The sequence below is a fragment of the Pelatocladus sp. genome (assembly GCF_059505505.1).
This window is the reverse complement of the sequence record NZ_JCACKS010000240.1, coordinates 13,848-33,148: the sequence shown is the minus strand read 5'-3', so window position 1 is coordinate 33,148 and position 19,301 is coordinate 13,848. Positions and strand designations below refer to the sequence as shown.

General features: G+C 39.5%; 12 protein-coding genes. 3 read left to right on the top strand and 9 right to left on the bottom strand.

From position 1 onward, the window contains the following. Window positions 1-24 precede the first annotated feature (24 nt). The 6 genes from AC5JMK_RS23965 to AC5JMK_RS23940 all read right to left on the bottom strand — a co-directional run bounded on the left by AC5JMK_RS23965 (window position 25) and on the right by AC5JMK_RS23940 (window position 7,838). Complete coding sequence (locus tag AC5JMK_RS23965) at window positions 25-1,473, bottom strand: hypothetical protein (protein ID WP_495911185.1); 1,449 nt, start codon at window positions 1,471-1,473, stop codon at window positions 25-27. A 298-nt stretch (window positions 1,474-1,771) separates the two neighbouring features. Beyond that, window positions 1,772-2,554: a phosphate ABC transporter ATP-binding protein PstB gene (pstB, locus tag AC5JMK_RS23960; RefSeq protein ID WP_495911205.1), complete on the bottom strand. Its 783-nt coding sequence runs from the start codon at window positions 2,552-2,554 to the stop codon at window positions 1,772-1,774. 325 nt (window positions 2,555-2,879) lie between these two features. Next, window positions 2,880-3,743 carry a phosphate ABC transporter permease PstA gene (gene pstA / locus AC5JMK_RS23955; protein WP_096677393.1) on the bottom strand — a complete coding sequence of 288 codons (864 nt, stop codon included), beginning with the start codon at window positions 3,741-3,743 and terminating at the stop codon, window positions 2,880-2,882. A gap of 58 nt (window positions 3,744-3,801) precedes the next feature. Then, on the bottom strand, window positions 3,802-4,803 hold the full coding sequence (gene pstC, locus AC5JMK_RS23950; protein ID WP_495911184.1) for a phosphate ABC transporter permease subunit PstC: 1,002 nt from the start codon (window positions 4,801-4,803) through the stop codon (window positions 3,802-3,804). A 155-nt stretch (window positions 4,804-4,958) separates the two neighbouring features. Next, a complete protein-coding gene (gene pstS / locus AC5JMK_RS23945) occupies window positions 4,959-5,999 on the bottom strand; it encodes a phosphate ABC transporter substrate-binding protein PstS (RefSeq protein ID WP_096677391.1) in 1,041 nt (346 codons plus the stop codon). A 345-nt stretch (window positions 6,000-6,344) separates the two neighbouring features. Then, window positions 6,345-7,838 (bottom strand): sensor domain-containing diguanylate cyclase, encoded by a 1,494-nt coding sequence (locus AC5JMK_RS23940; protein WP_096677390.1) that lies wholly within the window; start codon window positions 7,836-7,838, stop codon window positions 6,345-6,347. A 322-nt stretch (window positions 7,839-8,160) separates the two neighbouring features. Between AC5JMK_RS23940 and AC5JMK_RS23935 the strand changes: the two genes are divergently transcribed. Both AC5JMK_RS23935 and AC5JMK_RS23930 read left to right on the top strand, forming a co-directional pair. Then, window positions 8,161-9,189: a VOC family protein gene (locus AC5JMK_RS23935; RefSeq protein ID WP_096677389.1), complete on the top strand. Its 1,029-nt coding sequence runs from the start codon at window positions 8,161-8,163 to the stop codon at window positions 9,187-9,189. A 566-nt stretch (window positions 9,190-9,755) separates the two neighbouring features. Next, complete coding sequence (locus tag AC5JMK_RS23930) at window positions 9,756-13,619, top strand: DUF7379 domain-containing protein (protein WP_096677388.1); 3,864 nt, start codon at window positions 9,756-9,758, stop codon at window positions 13,617-13,619. Window positions 13,620-13,693: 74 nt separating this feature from the next. Here the strand turns inward: AC5JMK_RS23930 and bchE are convergent, their stop codons facing one another. The 3 genes from bchE to AC5JMK_RS23915 form a co-directional block, all read right to left on the bottom strand. Then, the gene (gene bchE / locus AC5JMK_RS23925) at window positions 13,694-15,301 is read right to left on the bottom strand and encodes a magnesium-protoporphyrin IX monomethyl ester anaerobic oxidative cyclase (RefSeq protein WP_096677387.1); all 1,608 of its coding nucleotides are present in this window, start codon (window positions 15,299-15,301) and stop codon (window positions 13,694-13,696) included. A gap of 335 nt (window positions 15,302-15,636) precedes the next feature. Then, window positions 15,637-15,789 carry a hypothetical protein gene (locus tag AC5JMK_RS23920; RefSeq protein WP_495911183.1) on the bottom strand — a complete coding sequence of 51 codons (153 nt, stop codon included), beginning with the start codon at window positions 15,787-15,789 and terminating at the stop codon, window positions 15,637-15,639. After that, a complete protein-coding gene (locus tag AC5JMK_RS23915; protein WP_096677386.1) occupies window positions 15,782-17,008 on the bottom strand; it encodes an RNA-guided endonuclease InsQ/TnpB family protein in 1,227 nt (408 codons plus the stop codon). Before AC5JMK_RS23915 ends, AC5JMK_RS23920 begins: the two co-directional genes overlap by 8 nt. A gap of 320 nt (window positions 17,009-17,328) precedes the next feature. On the opposite strand from AC5JMK_RS23915, the gene acs reads away from it, so the two are divergent. Then, window positions 17,329-19,299, top strand: a complete 1,971-nt coding sequence (gene acs / locus AC5JMK_RS23910; protein WP_495911182.1) for an acetate--CoA ligase — start codon at window positions 17,329-17,331, stop codon at window positions 19,297-19,299. Window positions 19,300-19,301: the final 2 nt, after the last annotated feature.

Below are 19,301 nucleotides of genomic sequence, written 5' to 3'. Positions count from 1 at the left end.
AGAGACTCCCCCAAATGACTATTTTTATACCATCACAGCAGTCTGTTTACTATAATACTCCTTGGTTGCATATACGCTAACAATGCTGTCGCCAATTAGAAAAAATCTACCTTCTTTCTCATCTTTGGAAAACTGCAAACACGGATATTTTATAGCAAGTTCTTCCGCAGTAATTGCCTTTGCCTTCATTTTTTTTGGTAACAGTCCAGTAGAACCGATATACAATACTAAAGGACTGATTTTTTCTTGGTAGATTGCTGAGATAAATTCCTCCAATTTTTCATTTGCAATAAATAGAACTTCTATCAAAGCATTTTTGTTCACGTTTTGATGCTCGCGTTGTTGCTGCAAAACTTGTGCCAAATTACCAGCATCAATTTTGGTCAGAATACTAGCAATAATACCATTGTTATCTAATCCGAGAAAATCATCAAAAATTGGTTTCATGAATTCATCCACGGACGTAACTTTTATCCGGGATGATAATTGCTTGTGTCTACAAGCAATATTTTCATGAAACAACAGATCAAAGCTAGGCTTGGAGATAATTTCTCCTGTTTGTTTATGATAAACTTCATACATTCTATCGAGAAACTTGTTAGCAGAATGTAGTTTACCAAGATTCAGAATCTCTTGACTACCAATATCAATTTTGTAGCTAATGCGTGTATCGATATTCTGTCTGGCTAGAGCTTGTTGAATGTTGATGTATTCGTTAGTTGTTGGAAAGTTGAGATTTAAATGTTTAGAAAGATAATGCTTTCTCAACTCTTCTAATTGTTCTGGTACAAAGATATCTGATTCTTTTTTCAAAAGCGCAGAAATGATACTTGTAAGTACTTTTGCTTCTGCAAGTTGATAGAATACACCCTCAATACTGCTGTAATTTCTATCAGGAGGTACAAGAGGTAAATTATCTAATCTGATGGTATATTCACAGCGAAAATCGTACTCTTCGTTTTCTATGACGCCTTTTGCTTTGAGTAAATCAAAGGTTTTTTTGTTGCTAATTTTAATTTGTAGTGATTTGATGTTGACTGCGCCTTCACTAACAATGGTGTAATTGTTAAAGCTATTTAGGTCATTTATCAATAAACCTGCAACTTCACTAATAGGGGTTTGAGCTTCTGTTTTAATCAATCTGACTTTGCGGGTAATCAGCATGTTGATATTGGCTGTGTTTTGGTTAAGCTCAAATGTACCCATACCAACATACTCACCATTGTCGATATATTGTGTCGTCAACCAAGGCTTAATAATATTACCATTTTCATCTTTGTAACCTTGGACTCTTTTGACACCTTTTCTTTGATAATTTGCTTGTAGATGTTTAAGGTTAATGATTATGCTATGGCGATTTGATTCTAAAAGTTTAAGCAGTTCCAATAGAGAAATTCTATTGTTGATTTTTCCCGATATGCGTTTGCGACGTTGAGAAGACATGACACGATTTGTGGCAGATTTTTTTGCCATAGTTAACCTACCCTGATTTCCTTAAATATGAATTTCAATAAAATGTTAGGGTTGGTATTGCACAAATAAGAGAGCAATTAAGCCCACGAAGCTAATGAGTTAATTCTTTGTTAACAGATAAGATCAATTCATCCCGTAAACATGCAATACCAATTTTTTAGTGTGCGTTTATTTAAGGAAAATGGTAGATTTCCATCACACACTCAATTCTTATCTTGTATAGTACAATTGTATCACATAAAATTATTTGTAGCGATGCGATCGCTCGCACTTGTAGCAAAAGCGATTACAGATTTATTTACCCAAAACGCCCTGATACATAATCGCGGGTGCGTTCATCAAGCGCTGTAGTAAAAATTTGTGATGTTGCTCCAAATTCAATCATTTGACCAATGCGGCTTTCATCTGTGCTGAAGAAAGCTGTAAAATCTGAAACGCGAGCCGCTTGCTGCATGTTATGAGTAACAATAGCAATTGTTAGTTCTCCACGCAAAGTATGAATTAATTCTTCTATTTTCATAGTTGCGATGGGGTCAAGTGCTGAACAAGGTTCATCCATGAGTAAAACTTTTGGCTTAACTGCTAAAGCACGGGCTATACAGAGTCGTTGTTGTTGACCACCCGAAAGTCCTAAAGCAGATTTGTGTAATTTATCTTTGACTTCATCCCACAAAGCAGCAGATTTGATTGCTGATTCAACTATTTCATCTAATTCTGTTTTTGGACACCATCGAGCAATTTTTACGCCGTAAGCAACATTTTCGTAAATGCTCATGGGAAATAAATTCGGTTTTTGAAATACCATCCCAATCTGGCGACGCAGACGATTAATATTCACACGACGGTCATAAATATTTTGACCAAAAAATTCCAGCTTTCCTTCTACTCGAATTTCCCCTTCTAGTTCTGCAATTCGATTTAAAGATTTAATAAAAGTAGATTTACCACAACCACTAGGGCCAATAATAGCTGTTATTTGATTTTGATAAATATTTATTGATATTCCTTCAAGTGCCTTACTACTACCATAGTAAAAGCTAAGATTTTTGACTGTGATTGCTGGAACTAATTTACTCATAATTGACTAGTTTATATCTAGATATATGAATCTGATTTGGTTTGGTGAACTAGCTTTTTCAAGGTGTAATGTTTTTTCTTGATGTCTACCTACAGTAGGCGCGTAGCGACTTCTGCAAGTAGCTGCTTGCGCGTCTAAAGTGTCTTAGTGGTTTAAAAGTTAAATTTTTCACCACCAAGACACTAAAACACGAAGATGAAAAGCCTAAAATTAGGAAATTTTTTGAGTATTCTTGTCCACCTTGAAAGTGCTAGTTTATGAACTTACTAGTTGAGCTAGGGAACTAATATTAATTATTTTTATGGGTTATAAGTATATCTAAAATACCCTATTTTTTCCTTGTTTTGTTAATCACTAGTCGCGAAATAATACTAGTAAACAACACTAAACTTAGCAATACTATACATGCAGTCCAAATAAGTTGGTTTTTTTCTGGTGATGGATCATTATAAAGGTTAAAAATTAAGACAGATAGTGATGCTGTGGGACTGAATAAATCCTGTGACCAATCTAGACTAAATAAAGCGGTAAAAAGCAAGGGTGCTGTTTCACCTGCGGCACGGGCTATAGCTAATAATATACCAGTAGTGATCCCAGGTATAGCAGCAGAGACTACAACTCGAAAAGTTGTTTGAAAACGAGTTCCTCCTAAAGCTGCTGATGCTAAACGCTGAGGAACAGGAATCAATTTTAGTGCTTCCTCAGTTGTTAAGATAACAATCGGTAGCATGATGATTGCTAGAGCAAAACCACCAGCGATCGCACTAAATGATTTTGTTAATAAAACTATCACGCTGTAGGCAAATACGCCCACAACAATAGAAGGAACGCCAGTCAAAATTGTGGTGATAAAGCGAACAAAACTTGCTGTTTTTGTTCCCTGGCTAAATTCTGCCAAATATATACCTGTGACAATACCAATGGGAATACTGAGTAGTGCAGCAATCACTACCATTATGAAAGTACCAACAATTGCATTGGCAAATCCATTATCAATTACTGACGCGACAAACATTTCTGGTTTGAGTCCAGAAGTACCCCTGACTATAATTTCCCATAAAACTGATAATAAAGGCAGTAATGCTAAACCTGTAAAAATAAAAGCGATCGCACTCATACCGTTATTAAACAACAGTCGCTTTAAGGGTAAAGAGGTTAATAATTCGGTTGCGAAAGATTCATTTGTTTTCATATAGAGAACGGGGAACGGGAACAAGGAAGAATAACAAATGACCAATGACCAATGACAATTATTTCTTTTTGTCACCAACTATTTGTACTAATAAGACAGCGCCGATATTTACGGCTAAAGTTAAGGCAAATAAAATTAAAGCTAAATATGTGAGAGAACCAACGTGTAATCCAGTTTCTGCTTCTGCAAATTCGTTGGCTAATACCGCAGGAATTGAATAAGCGGGATCGAGCAAGGAAGCGCTAATAACAGAAGAGTTACCTATGACCATTGTGACAGCCATTGTTTCACCTAAAGCTCTTCCCAATGCCAACATTGTTGCACCGACAATTCCCGAAAAACCTGCTGGTAATAATATTCTAAAAATAGTTTCCCAACGTGTACCACCTAAAGCCATTGATGCACTACGTAATTCTTTTGGAATTACTAATAATACCTCACGAGAAATTGCTGCTAATGTGGGTAAAATCATGATGGCAAGAATAATTCCGGCAGTTAATATATTTAACCCAGAAGGCTCTACAGTATTAAATAGCGGTATCCAATTAAAATTAGCTGCGAGCCATTTTTGTAGGGGTTCAATAAAGGGGATAAAAACAAAAATACCCCACAATCCAATAATGACACTGGGAATTGCTGCAATTAATTCCACAACAAAAGCTAAAGTTGCTCGTAACCATTCTGGGAGAAAATCTTCGCTTGTGACTAAAGAGACTGCTAGTCCGACTGGTATTGCTAATAAAACTGCGATCGCACTACTAACTAAAGTTCCATAAATATAAGGTAAAGCACCAAATAGTTTATTAGGTACATCCCAATTTTGACTCCATAAAAATCCGAATCCAAACTTTACAATTGCTGGATGAGCTTTATCATATATAACCCAACTCATCCAAAACAATACAAGTACTGTTAAGGCAGCAAAGCTATAAACTATCCAAGTGAAACCTTGGTCTATTTGGTAATTTTTTCCTTCAATAATTGTAATATCAATACTAGGATCAATTTTCTTTGGTTGCTTAGGGTCATTTTGATAGGCTGAACCAGATGAAGTCGTCATTTAATTGTTGATTTTTCGTGCTTGGTGGTTGTTGATGACAATTAATATTGAGGGGTTATAGATCCCTGACTTCTTTAAGCAGCCGGGGATCTAAAACACCCGCAAACCATCAAAATTAATGTGGTGAAATACTAGTTAAATTAGCAAATGGTCAATTATTTGACACTGCTATTTACAGTATTGATGACATCATTTGCGACGTTAGAGGGAATAGAAGTATAGTTCAAATCATCATTGAACTTTTGACCTTTAGTCAGAACCCATTTAACAAAGTTTTTCACAGCTTGGGCTTTAGCAGGATCTTTGTAGCTCTTATAAACCATAATCCAAGTTAAGCCAACGATGGGATAACCTTGACCAGGATCGCCAACAAATACACGATAATTACTAGGGAAGCTAACAGAAGAAAGAGCAGAGTTTGCAGACTGTAAAGAAGGAGCTACAAATTCTCCTTTTTTGTTTTGTATTTGTGCTGATTTGAGCTTATTTTTATTGGCGTATTCATATTCTACATAGCCAATAGAACCAGAAGTACGGCTTACCAAAGCTGCTACACCTGGGTTTCCTTTACCTTTGAGGGCGTTTGAGAGAGTCCAACTTGGAGATTTACTAGTACCAATTCTGCCTTTAAAATAAGCGCTGATATTGCTTAAATGGTTGGTGAAAATGAAAGTTGTACCGCTACTATCAGCACGAACTACAGCTTTAATTGGCAGATTTGGGAGATTAACACCAGGGTTATCTGCTTTAATTTTTGCGTCGTTCCATTTAGTAATTTGACCAGAGAAAATACCTGGTAATGTAGTACGAGATAATTTTAGATCGCTTACACCAGGAACATTGTAAACAACAGAAACTGCACCACCTGCGGTCGGTACTAAAATTACTCCCTGCTTGACTTTAGCTATTTCAGCATCAGTCATCGCAGCATCACTAGCACCAAAGTCAACAGTACCAGCAATTGTTTGATTTACACCGCCACCACTACCAATACCTTGGTAGTTGATTTTCATGTCTGGCATGTCTTTTTTGATTTCACGAGCATATCTCTCATACAATGGAGCAGGAAAGGTTGCGCCTGCACCATTGAGAGTTACTGCTTGGGCGATCGCTGCAAAAAATGGCCCAAACGCAACAGCCGCCGTTACAACTGAAGTGGTAGCTACACGATTAAAAGCGCTGATAGAAAAATTCATATTTCCTCAGATTGAATGACCAAATTTATGCTGAAATTTCAACCTGAGATAAAACTACATTCTTTGTAGTTAAGAACAGTTTATGAATTACCTAATTAGTTGATAAAAAATAGTTAAAAATTTATTTTAAAAAATCTTTTTTAAAGGAAAAAAGCAAGTTAGTTCCTTTTTAGACAACTTTTAAAGAATCGACATTGCTGATTTCATGTATGAAAATGATTTTGCGTAATGCCAAAATCTTTGTAGAGAGGGGGTAATACGGTTCGGTTAAGAATTTTTCGTCATAATTTTGGACATGTAGAGACGTTGCACTGCAACGTCTCTACATTCGGATTCATACTGCATTCAGCAACGCCAAAGAATCTGCGTCTCTTCAGAGCGCAGAGTGTCAATTACTTGAGATTGAGCCATGACGACGCGATCGCGTCCGGTTTTTTTGGCAATATATAAAGCTGTATCGGCGGCTTCTATTACTGCTGTACCTGTTAAACCATGTTCTGGATACATGGCTACTCCTAATGACAAACTAATACCACCAAGTTTCTGACGTTGATGTTGGAGATTTAAAAGTTTCACTGTTTGGCGAATACGCTCGGCTCTTTCTTGACAAACTTCTAAAGAACTTTCTGGTAGGATTAACATTATCTCTTCGCCCCCATACCGACAAGCAATATCTGCTTTGCGAACTTGTTTTTTCAAAAATCCACCGAGTTCGCGCAATACAACATCACCTGCTTCGTGACCAAATTTATCGTTGAAGCTTTTAAAATGATCAACATCCATCATAATAATGCCAACATGTTTGTGGCTGCGTTCGGCGCGGCTGATTTCTCGTTCTAGAGATTCTTCTAAGTAGCGGCGATTAAATAAACCTGTGAGAGGATCACGAATACTCTGCTGTTGCAAAGCTTCAGTGAGTCGTAAGTTGGCTAAAGCTAAGGCGATACGTTCCGCAACCGCAGAAGCTAGTTGTTGTTTGGCTATTGTGAGTTGTCCTTTTTGTGGGAAATGGAAATGCAGCATACCCAAAGCTTCACCCTGAGCCATCATTGGTACACAAAGGGCTTCGCCTACAAATGATTCTTCAATGTGACTACAATGTAAACCCTGATGATCTGATGTGGAAAGATGCGATCGCCCCCGTCGTAAAGCCCAACACTGCTTGGCTGAAAATACTGTTTTACTCGCAATAGTTGAGTCACCCCAAGTCGTCACAGCTTCGACTAGGTGTTTTGAGGAACTAATGATAAACACTCCACCTGATGTTTCCAGAAACAAAGGTTGGATTAACTGAGCAATTACTTTATATGCTTCTTCAACCGTCAGACAAGCTTGCAAAATATCGCTCATTTGACTAAGTAAAGCAATTTCATGGTTGCGTTGTTCGAGTTGCTGCACCCAAGAGGAAAGTTGTTTATTCGCTTGTTGCAAAGCTGCTTCTGCTTGTTTGCGTTGTGTGATTTCCAGTTCCAGCTGCTGATTGGCTTGCTTTAGTTCTGTCAAGTTGGGAATAGTCAGAAATTGAGGAAGCGATCGCATCAGTAATATCACCACACACACTGAACTAGAAGCCGTGATCGCTTTGAGTAAACCTAGCAACCAATACTCTGATCGCCAAAACATCCAAGCCTCTATAAAAATATAGGTACTATTTATGGCAATTAAGTTTATATTTGCTAAGTATATACACTTAAAAAGAAAATCTTGTCGTTTGCGAGCAAAATCAACAATCATGATGGGAAGTAAGTAATATGCGAAGGCGATCGCAGAGTCAGATATGGCTTTTAGCCAGGTAAATTGTGCTTGACATAGGTAGTAATGTCCGTATTGCTGATACACCGCACCCGCCTTTGTTTTACGAGAGTTAAAAAACTAGTTGAAATCTTGGTAGTCAAAACATAATTCGTGTGGTAGCTGAGTAAAATTTATACAAGCAAAAATCTGCATGTAAATTTTTTAACCTTTTTTTTAGTGAAAATTCAATAGTTAGCCCAAAAAAATTTAATATTCATTTAACGTTTACGTTAGTGGGTGCGAGTGATCACAGTAAAAATAACGATGGCACTTCAAAATTCAAAATAGCGTCACTTTTGTCAAAACCCAGGCATCTTTACTCAAGCTTGATTCAAGTTAACTTTTTGTTGCACGTGTATAAAAAACTATGCATCAGGGACTACAAAATGTAATAGAAGGCATCTATGAAGTATGTATTGGCGTTCCAGAACCAATTGCGGCGATTCAGTATTGGCAGCAATTCGGTTATCGTATTGGTGAACAGGGCGAGTTATCACCAAGTGTTGCGAAACAATTGTATGGTGTGGACTCGTCTTTACGCTCAATTCGCCTTTACCACCAAAATGCAGATCATGGTTTGATTCGTTTGATGATTTGGCAAAATCCTATCAATAACGGGTTAAAGATGGGATCAATGAAAGTGAAGGGTAATCGTTGGGCAACAACTTTAACTGCCGATATTATCAATATCTTAAATCATGTAGAAGAAGCAAAAGCAGCTGGTTGGCCGCTTTGGTTTACCCGTCCCCATTGGGAAGTTATCTATAACAAAGAAAAGAAAAAACATCCTTTTATTGACGCGATGGTTGGAGTGCGTGAAATGCTATTTCTACAACCATTCACACGACAAGTTTTTTTTCAAAGGTTTGGTTATACACTTCCCGATTACGGAAATATTGATATTAATTCTTTTCTCAAGACTAGTCAGTTTACCCACATTGGGATGGTAGTTCAAGATGACAGCAAGGAAACATTGAAGTTTTATGACGAAGTTTTGGGTTTGTTGCGGGTGCGTGATGATGTCGAGACTAGCTACGAATCATCTTTAGCTGGGAGAGAAATTTTTGATCTTCAACCAGGTGAAAAGTTTTTCGTCACCGCTTTTGATGATCCACGTTCTTCCACAACTGACTTTATGGCAGCACGTAGCGGTAGACTTTATATTGTTCGCTTTCCCGGTTCCATAAATCTAGATTCTCGTTATGAAGCAGCACAACCAGGTAGTTTGGGAATGTGTCTGTATACCTACCGAGTACGAGAACTCAATCAATTTTGCGATCGCATCAAAGCAAGTTCCATACAAAAATTTACAACTGTTGCTGAAAACGAATTTGGAGAACCAAGTTTTTCCTTTGTCGCACCAGATGGGTATTTCTGGAATTTGCTTGGGGATTAGGGATTGGGGAAAGGGGACAAGGGGGACAAGGGGGACACGGGGGACAAGGGAGAATAGCTAATGAACATTGAACATTACCCATTACCCATTAGACCTCTGTGAAAACTAATGTAGAGACGCGCCAATAGCGCTGTAGCGCATGGCTTCGCTAAGGCGCGTCTCTACAAGGATTTTGGGTAACGCAGAATTAATTTCTGGAGATGTCTATTACCCATTACCAATTACCAATTACCATAAATGCTGTATTATGAATGGCGTTAGTATTGTTATCTTGAAACAATACTTTTGTTAATTTTTATAATAAATAGGTGTATTTTGGCATTTTTGTGTACGGCTAGAAATCTTTTTGAATTATCCAAGTATTAAGACAAAATTTTTTGAATTTAATTTGCCTTAACAATCACCAGATTAATAAATAAGAATATCGAAAACAGCCTGAGCGATAATTCCTTGATGGTACGAGAAAGCGGATTTATCTGTGGGATCAATCCAAAATCCATAGACGCTTGTGTGATTTACCGCAGGGTAATCCAAAATCCAAAATCGGATGACTGAATGGAGAGATTATGGCTAAAAACATTTATGCGCTGCTAGTTGGTATTGATGAATATGATCCCGCTTCTGTTGTGTCTATACCATCTTTGCAGGGTTGCGTTAATGACATCAACGCGGTAGAAATGTATTTGCGGGAACGTGTGGCTCGCGATCGCGAATGGAATTTGGTAGAACCAACAAATCAACCTTGGATACTGATCAATCAAAATGCTACTCGTCAGGCAATTGTTGATGGCTTTCGGCAACATCTATGCAATGCTGACAGTGAAGATGTTGTCTTATTTTACTATGCAGGTCATGGTGGACAACAAAAATCTCCGCAGGAATTTTGGAGTTTAGAGCCAGATCGTTTGGATGAAACTTTGGTTTGTTACGATAGCCGGACAGTAAATAGTCGAGATTTAGCTGATAAAGAAATAGCTTACCTGATTTCTGAAGTTGCTCAAAAAAATCCTCATGTTGTTGTGATTCTCGACTGCTGTCACTCTGGTTCGGGTACTAGAGATATCGCAGTTAATGTGCGTCAAGCTCCTATAGATTATCGCGATCGCCCGTTGAGTAGCTACATTTTTGCTGATGAGATAAATATTGCAGAATCCTTAAGTGCTGATCGCAGCTTAGATAAAAAAATCACAGGAGTGGTCTTACCAAAAGGTAGACACGTCATGTTGTCTGCGTGTCGAGAATACGAACAGGCGAAAGAGTATAAAGCTGAAGATGGGAAATCTCGTGGTGCTTTTTCTTACTTTTTACTGCAAACCCTGGAAAGAACGAATGGTAAGATCACTTATCGGGATTTAGCAAGAAATCTCAATGCTTTAATTAGTGGCAAACTTAAGGAACAGTCACCACAAATTGACACAACTGACCCACAGGAGCTAGAAAAGCCATTTTTGGGTGGTGCAATTCGAGAACGTTCTCATTACTTGACTTTGACTTACAGCGAAAATGAAAAAAGTTGGGTAATTGATGCGGGTGCTGTTCACGGTATCCCGAAAGTTGACAATGGTGGAGATACTCTTGTTGCAATTTTCCCAGTTGGAAGTGCTGAACAACAGTGGGGTGATTTAGGAAATGCTTTGGCTCAAGCGCGGGTGAAGCAGGTGTCACCACAACGGAGTAAAGTAGAAATTATTGAGGGAAGCAATAATTTATTTGAAAATGCCAGTTATTGGGCTATAGTTACCAGCTTACCATTACCCCCGTTGAAAGTATATCTTGATGGTCAAGCCGCAGGTATGGAGTTAGCGCGTCAAGCACTAGCGAACACTGGTTCTTTGTATGTGCAACAAGTTGAGAAATCAGAAGATGCAGATTATCACTTGTTAGCAAAAGACAATCAATATTGGATTATACTTTCTACTAGTAAACTTCCTGTAGTTGCCCCGATTCCAGAACAATCAACTCAGGCTGGTTACATGCCTTATTTTACTAGCAAAGCTATTGGGCGTTTAGAACATATTGCTCGTTGGCAAAATATTTTGCAACTCCAAACCCCCGCTACTAGTCGCATCCATTCTGATGATATCCAGATGGAAATTATCGTTTTGTCTGGAAGCCAAGAATCTGATTCAGATTCAGAAATGCGGTTAGAGTATACTAGCAATCATGGCGAATGGATACCGCCAAGGATTCAAATTGTACTCACAAATAATAGTGACAAAACTCTTTTTTGTAATGTCCTGAATCTTACAGAAAACTATAGCGTCGAAGTACCGTTTTTCCCAGAGAAAAGCAGTGTTCGTTTAGCACCAAAAGGTAGTGAAGCTAGCGTCACAGTTGCGAGTTTTGATGATTTGGGTTTTGTAATTCCCGATGAGTTTTTAGCACAGGGAATTACTGAATACAAAGATATATTGAAATTGATTGTTAGTACTTCTGAATTTGATGCAAGTTTATTAGAACAAGATGGGTTAAATCCACCTTCACCCAAACGTTCAATTGGGGGAAGGAGTTTTTTAGAAAGTTTAATGCAGGAAGTTGGCGATGCTCCTAAAGGAGCCACCTTCGGTGATCGCAATGCTGTGAGAGTACAAACTAGAGTTGACAACGATGATTGGTTAACCCAAGAAGTCGCAGTCACTATTGTTCGTCCTCAAAATCCTGAAAGTTTGCCGAGCGATCGCCCCATGCAATTGCAAAATGGTTTAGTAGAGGTGTTACCTCATGCAAATTTACAAGCAGAAGTTAATCTGACCACCGTACCGCAAACCAGCAGAGACTTAGGAAATGTCACCTTACCTCCCCTTCTGCAAGAACTCGCGAATACCGAACCCTTTCAATTTACCACCAGTCGAGCCAGTGATCCTGGTTTGAGTGGTTTGGAATTAAGTAACGTAGTTGATCACACCGTCGTCACAAAAGCAGCACCTTTAAAATTACTAGTTGATCGAGAAATTGCAGACAACGAATATCTTTTACCAATAAGTTACGATGGCGAATTTTTCTTACCTTTAGGAACAGGTAAAAAGAATCTAGATGGGAAAACAGAAATTACAATAGAAAGACTACCCACACCCACCAAAAGTCATCGTTGTTTACAAGGTTCCATCCGCATCTTTTTTCAAAAAATAATCTGTCGCAAGTTGGGAAGAAAATTTGCCTATCCGATTTTAACAGCCGCAACAGTTGATGAAAACGAGCAAGTCATCTACGACAAAAACACCGAATCAATTAGAGAAAAAGTTACTCAAGCACAGCGAATAATTCTCTATATTCATGGCATTATTGGTGATACAGAAGCTCAACTTCCTAGTATTGGAAAAGTTATAGTCACCGCAGATGGACAACAGAGTCTGATCAAAGATTACTATGATTTAGTATTGGCATTTGATTACGAAAATCTCAATACAACTATTGAAGAAAATGCCCGACTTTTAAAACAAAAATTGCAAGCAGTCGGTTTAGACGCTAATCATGGTAAACAATTACATATTGTTGCTCATTCTATGGGTGGCTTGGTATCTCGTTGGTTTATTGAACGAGAAGGCGGTAATGAAATTGTACAACACTTGGTGATGTTCGGTACGCCCAACGCTGGTTCTCCTTGGCCTGCGGTACAAGATTTCATTTTCACAATTTTGGTGTTTGGGTTAAATCAACTTTCAGCAATTGTTTGGCCTGCAAAAGTAGTAGCTGATTTATTAGAATATCTCGAAAATAACAATCATTCCCTTGAGCAAATGCATCCAGATTCAGATTTGCTCAAACAACTAGCCGAAAATCCCGATCCTGGTGTTCCTTATACAATTGTCGCAGGCGATCGCTCCTTAGTTCGCGCAGCCACAGAAATGCAACTAGACAAACAATCAAGTCCTCTGCAAAGATTAATGTCTAGGCTTTTTGGTCAAAGTGTAAATCAAGTAGTAAACTTAGTTTTCTTTGAACAACCAAATGATATCGCCGTGACTTTGGCTAGTATCAAATGTGTGAGTTTCAGCCGTTCACCCCAGCCTCAGATACTAACACCAAATGCAACCTGTGATCACCTCACCTATTTTAATCATCCGGCTGGTTTAGAAGCACTGGCTAAAGCACTTTCTCAATCACCAAGTCCGAGAATTTCCTCTCAACCACAGACACAATTTCCAGCGATGCGCCATAGCAGGATAAATTATGAAGATATCACCATGATTATCCCACCAGGCACACGACACAACCCCACACCCGATACTACTCCCAATCCATCCCCAGTCAAAAATCAACCAACAGAAAATCAAAATCGTTCAACCGGAAATGGCCCTGTGATCTGGGTAATTGCTTTAGTGTTAGTAGCACTTGCGGGTTTAATTCTGTGGAATCGTACTCAGGAGAAAAAACCAGAAAATCAGCAAAGGTCATTTGCAGAGACACGATTCATCGCGTCTGTACGATAGTCATTGGTCATAAATCAGTTAACAGTTAACAGTGACCAGTTTAATTTTGATAACTGATAACTGATAAGTCCCCCTTACTTCCTCACCACATCCTCTTGTTTCTCATCATATTCCGCTAGATCATTCGGTGCGCCGCAGGCGGAAATATTACCTGTAAAATTTACATCAGCCATCAGTTCTGGATGTTGTTGCTTACGCTCGGCGATTTGTTCGCGAGTGAGAATCTTCGACTCATCAAAACCTAGTTCTATCTCGGTTTGTAGTCCCTTGTACTTGACTCGTTTGAGATTATAGAAGCGCTTGTTGAGGGTGGTTTGCACAAATGCTTTCAAGCAACCTAAAAGATATTTGCGTTTAAATGGATCTTTGACAAACCAATATTCAAAAGTTTTGCGGAGGTAAAAACGGGCGTAGTTCCGGAGTACTCCTTTGAGAACATCTTCTCGTTCCATTGCATCCGGTTTCATGATTGGTGTGACAAAGTTATATTGGGAATAATCGCGAACTTCGACGCGATCGCCTAAATCTTGAAATAATTCGGAAAATGGCCAGGGAGTAAACATATTCCAGTTCACCATGTCTGCTTTCCAATCCAAAGCCATTTGATAGGTTTGTTCAATTGTTTCTGGGGTTTCGTTCTCTAAACCCATGATAAATTGAGCTTCGGTAACGATACCATTTTGATTTAAGAGTTTGATGGCGCGTTTGTTTTGTTCGATAGTTGTTTCTTTGCGGAACAAATTTAATTTTAACTGCGCTGCTGCTTCTGTCCCCAAGGAAACATGAACTAGTCCTGCTTTGCGGTAAAGTGGTAGTTCTTCCTCATCTCGTAAAATATCTGTCACTCGTGTATTGATTCCCCAGTGAACACCTAAGTTACGTTCTATTAATTCGTTACACAAAGCGATAAATTTTGGTTTATTAATAGTTGGTTCTTCATCTGCGAGAATGAAAAAGCCGACTTTGTGTTTTTTTACCAAGATTTCAATCTCATCGACAAATCTCTTGGGAGTACCAGAACGATATTTGCGCCAGAATTTCCACTGAGAACAAAAACGACAGGTGAAGGGACATCCTCTGGCGTAGTTGGGAACTGCAACTCGGACGTTGAGTGGAGTATAGATATATTTACTCCAGTCTAATAAACTCCAATCTGGAGTCAGAGTATCCAAATCAGCTATCGGGGGATGGGCTGGTGTGGCGACGACTTGCCCATTTTCGAGGAAAGCAATACCTAATATATCACGGCGATCGCTCTCATCTGTGCCATTGGCGATCGCTCTGAGCAAGTTTACTGTGATTTCTTCCCCTTCTCCCCGGATAATATAATCTACCCAAGGCGCTTCGTGGAGAACTTCATTATACATATAGGTTGGGTGAATCCCGCCCATAATTGTTTTGGCTTGGGGACAAACTTGTTTAACTATCTTGAGAGTTGTTTGAGATTGATAAATCATCGGCGTAATCGCCGTTGCTAGCACCACATCCGGCTGATGCTTGGCAATAATCTCCGCCAAAGCATCATCGGCAATATAATCGGTCATAGCATCAACAAAACAGATGTCAGTAAAGCCAGCTGTTTTCAACGCTCCACCCACATAAGGAACCCAACTGGGTGGCCAATTTCCCGCAATTTCCGCACCACCAGAATGATAGTTGGGTTGAATCATCATGATCCGCATAATCTGGCTCCTTAATTTTGACAGATGACTGAATAAGGCAAAAGGCAAAAGTTAAAAGTTAAAAGAAAGAGAGAAAAATGATTACAAGTCCCTAAGTGGATTTATGGGGATTCTCTTTTGACTTTTTACTGTTTGCTAGGATTTACGCCATCTCCCCAAAATTGGTTTGCTATGTCGGTATTGACGATTGAGTTTTCCCACTTTAATTTTTATATAACTTTATTAAGATGATTTTTGTTAAAAAAGCAAAGATTTTCAATCTTAACCAGGATTTCAGCATTAGCGATCGCTTTCATCTGAACGGACATCTTGCACCTACCCCATATCCCGTAAAACTAAATCTGATCAGGATCTATTCCCTGAGCGCGTAAAATCTCTCGCAATCTAGATAATTCTTGCTCTGTTTGTTGTAAGCGTTCTTCCGCTTGTTGGGCGCGTAATTTTTCTTGTTCTGCTAGTTCTTCAGCAGAAGGTAGTGAACTACCCACAGTTGGCTACGCCTGAACTGTGGGCTTCTGTACTCACGGGGGAGTGCCGCAAATGAGACTTTCGTCCCATTTTTGGTCTTACCTCCCCTCCTACAGCAGAGACGGCTGAACCTTCCGCCTTTAGCATTCTGATTCCCTCTGCTCTAATATTTATCGCTGCGTTCCCATCCCGATCATGATGAATGCCGCAGTGCGGACAAATCCATTCACGGACATCCAACGGCATTTCTTTGACTTGATAAAAACAATTAGAACAGAGCTTGGAACTAGGAAACCATCTATCAATCTCCACCAACTTCCCACCTTTGCGTTCTAGTTTATAGGCTAAAAAGTTAGTGAATGTTCCCCAACCAACATCAGATATTGCTTTTGCCAAATTGTGATTACGTACCATGCCTAGAAGATGAAGGTTCTCTACTATGACAGCTTGGCTATCGCTGACCAACTTATAACTAAGTTTATGCAGAAAATCCTGCCGCGAATTAGTAACTCGCTCGTACACCTTGGCAACAACTTTTCTATATCTATTTCGAGAATTACTTCCTTTTTGTTTACGTGCTAATTTTTGTTGCTTGCGTTTGAGATTCTTTTCATGCTTGGCAATGTGTTTAGGGTTGTCAAATTTAGACACTTTTTCGCCATCGGTGACAACAGCAAAGTGTTTCAATCCTAAATCAACGCCGTAAATCTTGCCTTCTGCTGTTGATGGATTTTCACTTTCTATTTCAGTCAGAATAGATGCAAAGTACTTTCCTGATGGAGTCTTGCTAATAGTAACAGTTTTAATTTTTCCCTCAATAGGTCTATGTATTTTGGCTTTGACTATCCCGATATTACCGGGAAGTTTTACATTACCATCTACAATCTTGACGTTTTGAGGATATTGAATAGACTGTTTACCATGCTTAGATTTGAATTTAGGAAACCTTGCTCTACCATCAAAAAAGTTCTTATACGCTGTGGTCAAATTAAGTGTTGTAGCTTGCAAAACTTGGCTATAACAATCAGCCAACCATTCCGTATCTTTTTCTTTTTTGAGTTTGGGCAGCAGTGCATTGAGTGCTACTTGTCCAAGTCCTTTGCCCGTTTCTTTATAGGTTTCAATAGATTTATTCAAGGCATAATTCCACCACCAACGGGAACATCCAAATGTCTGCGCCAATAGCGTTTCTTGCTCTTTTGATGGGTATAAGCGAACTTGAACAGCTTTGTGTAGCACTCGATATCACCTCCTTGATTTTTATATTTTACTACTATCTACACTTACTAGTAAACTTATTCCGGAAAATATTTGGCTACTCCTCATACATCTTTTCTTTTACCAACCTACGGTTGATGATGGTCAAAGATGCACTCATCACCGCCCGCTGTCCATCCTCACCCTACAAAGCGTTGAGGGTGAGGACTTCCGCGATTCCGTTAAAATTTATTTTCTGGCTGTATGAAAAGCTGGTGCATTTTCTTTAATCTTAATGAAAAGTTAAAACACTTGTGTAAATCTCCATACAGAATAGTTGGCAGAACACTATTGAAGCGATTATGTCTCAACCAACGATAGAATCAATCCTCCAAGAAAAACGCTTATTTTCCCCAACTCCAGAATTTTCTCAAAACGCCCATATCAAAAGCTTAGAACAATATCAGCATCTTTACGAAAAAGCCAAAGCCAATCCCGAACAATTTTGGGCAGAACTGGCAGAACAAGAATTAGACTGGTTTGGTAAGTGGGAGCAAGTGTTAGATTGGCAACCACCATTTGCCAAATGGTTTGTTAACGGTAAAATTAATATTTCTTACAATTGTCTTGACAGACACCTCACGACTTGGCGCAAAAACAAAGCCGCGATTATTTGGGAAGGGGAACCAGGAGACTCACGCACCCTCACCTACGCCCAGTTACATCGAGAAGTTTGTCAATTTGCCAATGTGCTGAAACAATTGGGAGTACAAAAAGGCGATCGCATTGGTATTTATATGCCAATGATACCCGAAGCTGCGATCGCCATGTTAGCTTGTGCGAGAATTGGCGCACCCCACAGTGTTGTATTTGGTGGTTTTAGTGCAGAAGCTTTACGAGATCGATTAATTGACGCCCAAGCAAAATTAGTAATCACTGCTGATGGTGGTTGGCGTAAAGATGCGATCGTTCCTCTTAAGGAACAGGTAGATAAAGCTTTAGCAGATGGTGCTGTCTCAACTGTGCATAACGTCTTAGTCGTCCAGCGTACCAATCAAAAAACTAACATGGAACCTGGGCGCGACCATTGGTGGCATGATTTACAAAGGGGTGTGAGCGCAGATTGTCCCGCAGAACCAATGGACAGCGAAGATATGCTGTTTATTCTCTACACTTCTGGTAGTACCGGCAAACCAAAGGGCGTTGTGCATACGACTGGTGGATACAATTTGTATGCTCACATGACGACTAAATGGATTTTTGATTTACAAGATACCGATGTGTATTGGTGTACAGCAGATGTCGGCTGGATTACGGGACATAGCTACATTGTTTATGGGCCGCTTTCCAATGGCGCAACCACTGTTATGTATGAAGGTGCGCCCCGTGCTTCTAATCCTGGTTGTACATGGGACATTATTGAAAAACTCGGTGTGACAATTTTTTATACCGCACCCACAGCGATTCGTGCTTTTATCAAAATGGGTGAACATTTACCCAAAGCTCGGAATTTATCTTCTTTGCGTTTGCTGGGAACCGTTGGTGAACCAATTAACCCAGAAGCTTGGATGTGGTATCACAGAGTTATTGGTGGCGATCGCTGTCCAATTGTTGATACATGGTGGCAAACTGAAACTGGGGGAATTATGATCACACCGCTTCCAGGAGCAATTCCCACCAAACCAGGTTCGGCAACTCGTCCTTTCCCTGGGATTCTTGCCGATGTGGTAGATTTGGAAGGTGATTCCGTTGGCGACAACGAAGGCGGTTATTTGGCAGTTCGTTATCCTTGGCCGGGAATGATGCGAACAGTATACGGTGATCCAGAGCGCTTCCGTCGCACATATTGGGAACACATTCCCCCCAAAGACGGGAAGTATATTTATTTTGCAGGCGATGGCGCTAGACGAGATGAAGACGGCTACTTCTGGGTGATGGGTCGAGTTGATGATGTAATTAATGTATCAGGACATCGTTTGGGAACAATGGAAATTGAATCAGCCTTAGTTTCCCATCCGGCGGTAGCTGAAGCGGCTGTGGTAGGTAAACCAGATGAACTCAAAGGTGAAGATATAGTAGCTTTTGTTACTTTAGAGGGTGGTAATAACCCCAGTGAAGAACTGAATAAAGAATTGAAAAAACACGTTGTCAGTGAAATTGGTGCGATCGCTCGTCCTGGAGAGATTCGTTTTACTGATGCTTTACCTAAAACCCGTTCTGGTAAGATTATGCGGCGATTGTTACGTAATTTAGCAGCTGGACAAGAAGTCTCAGGTGATACTTCGACATTAGAAGATAGAAGTGTATTAGATAAGCTACGCGAAGGTGCGTAGTC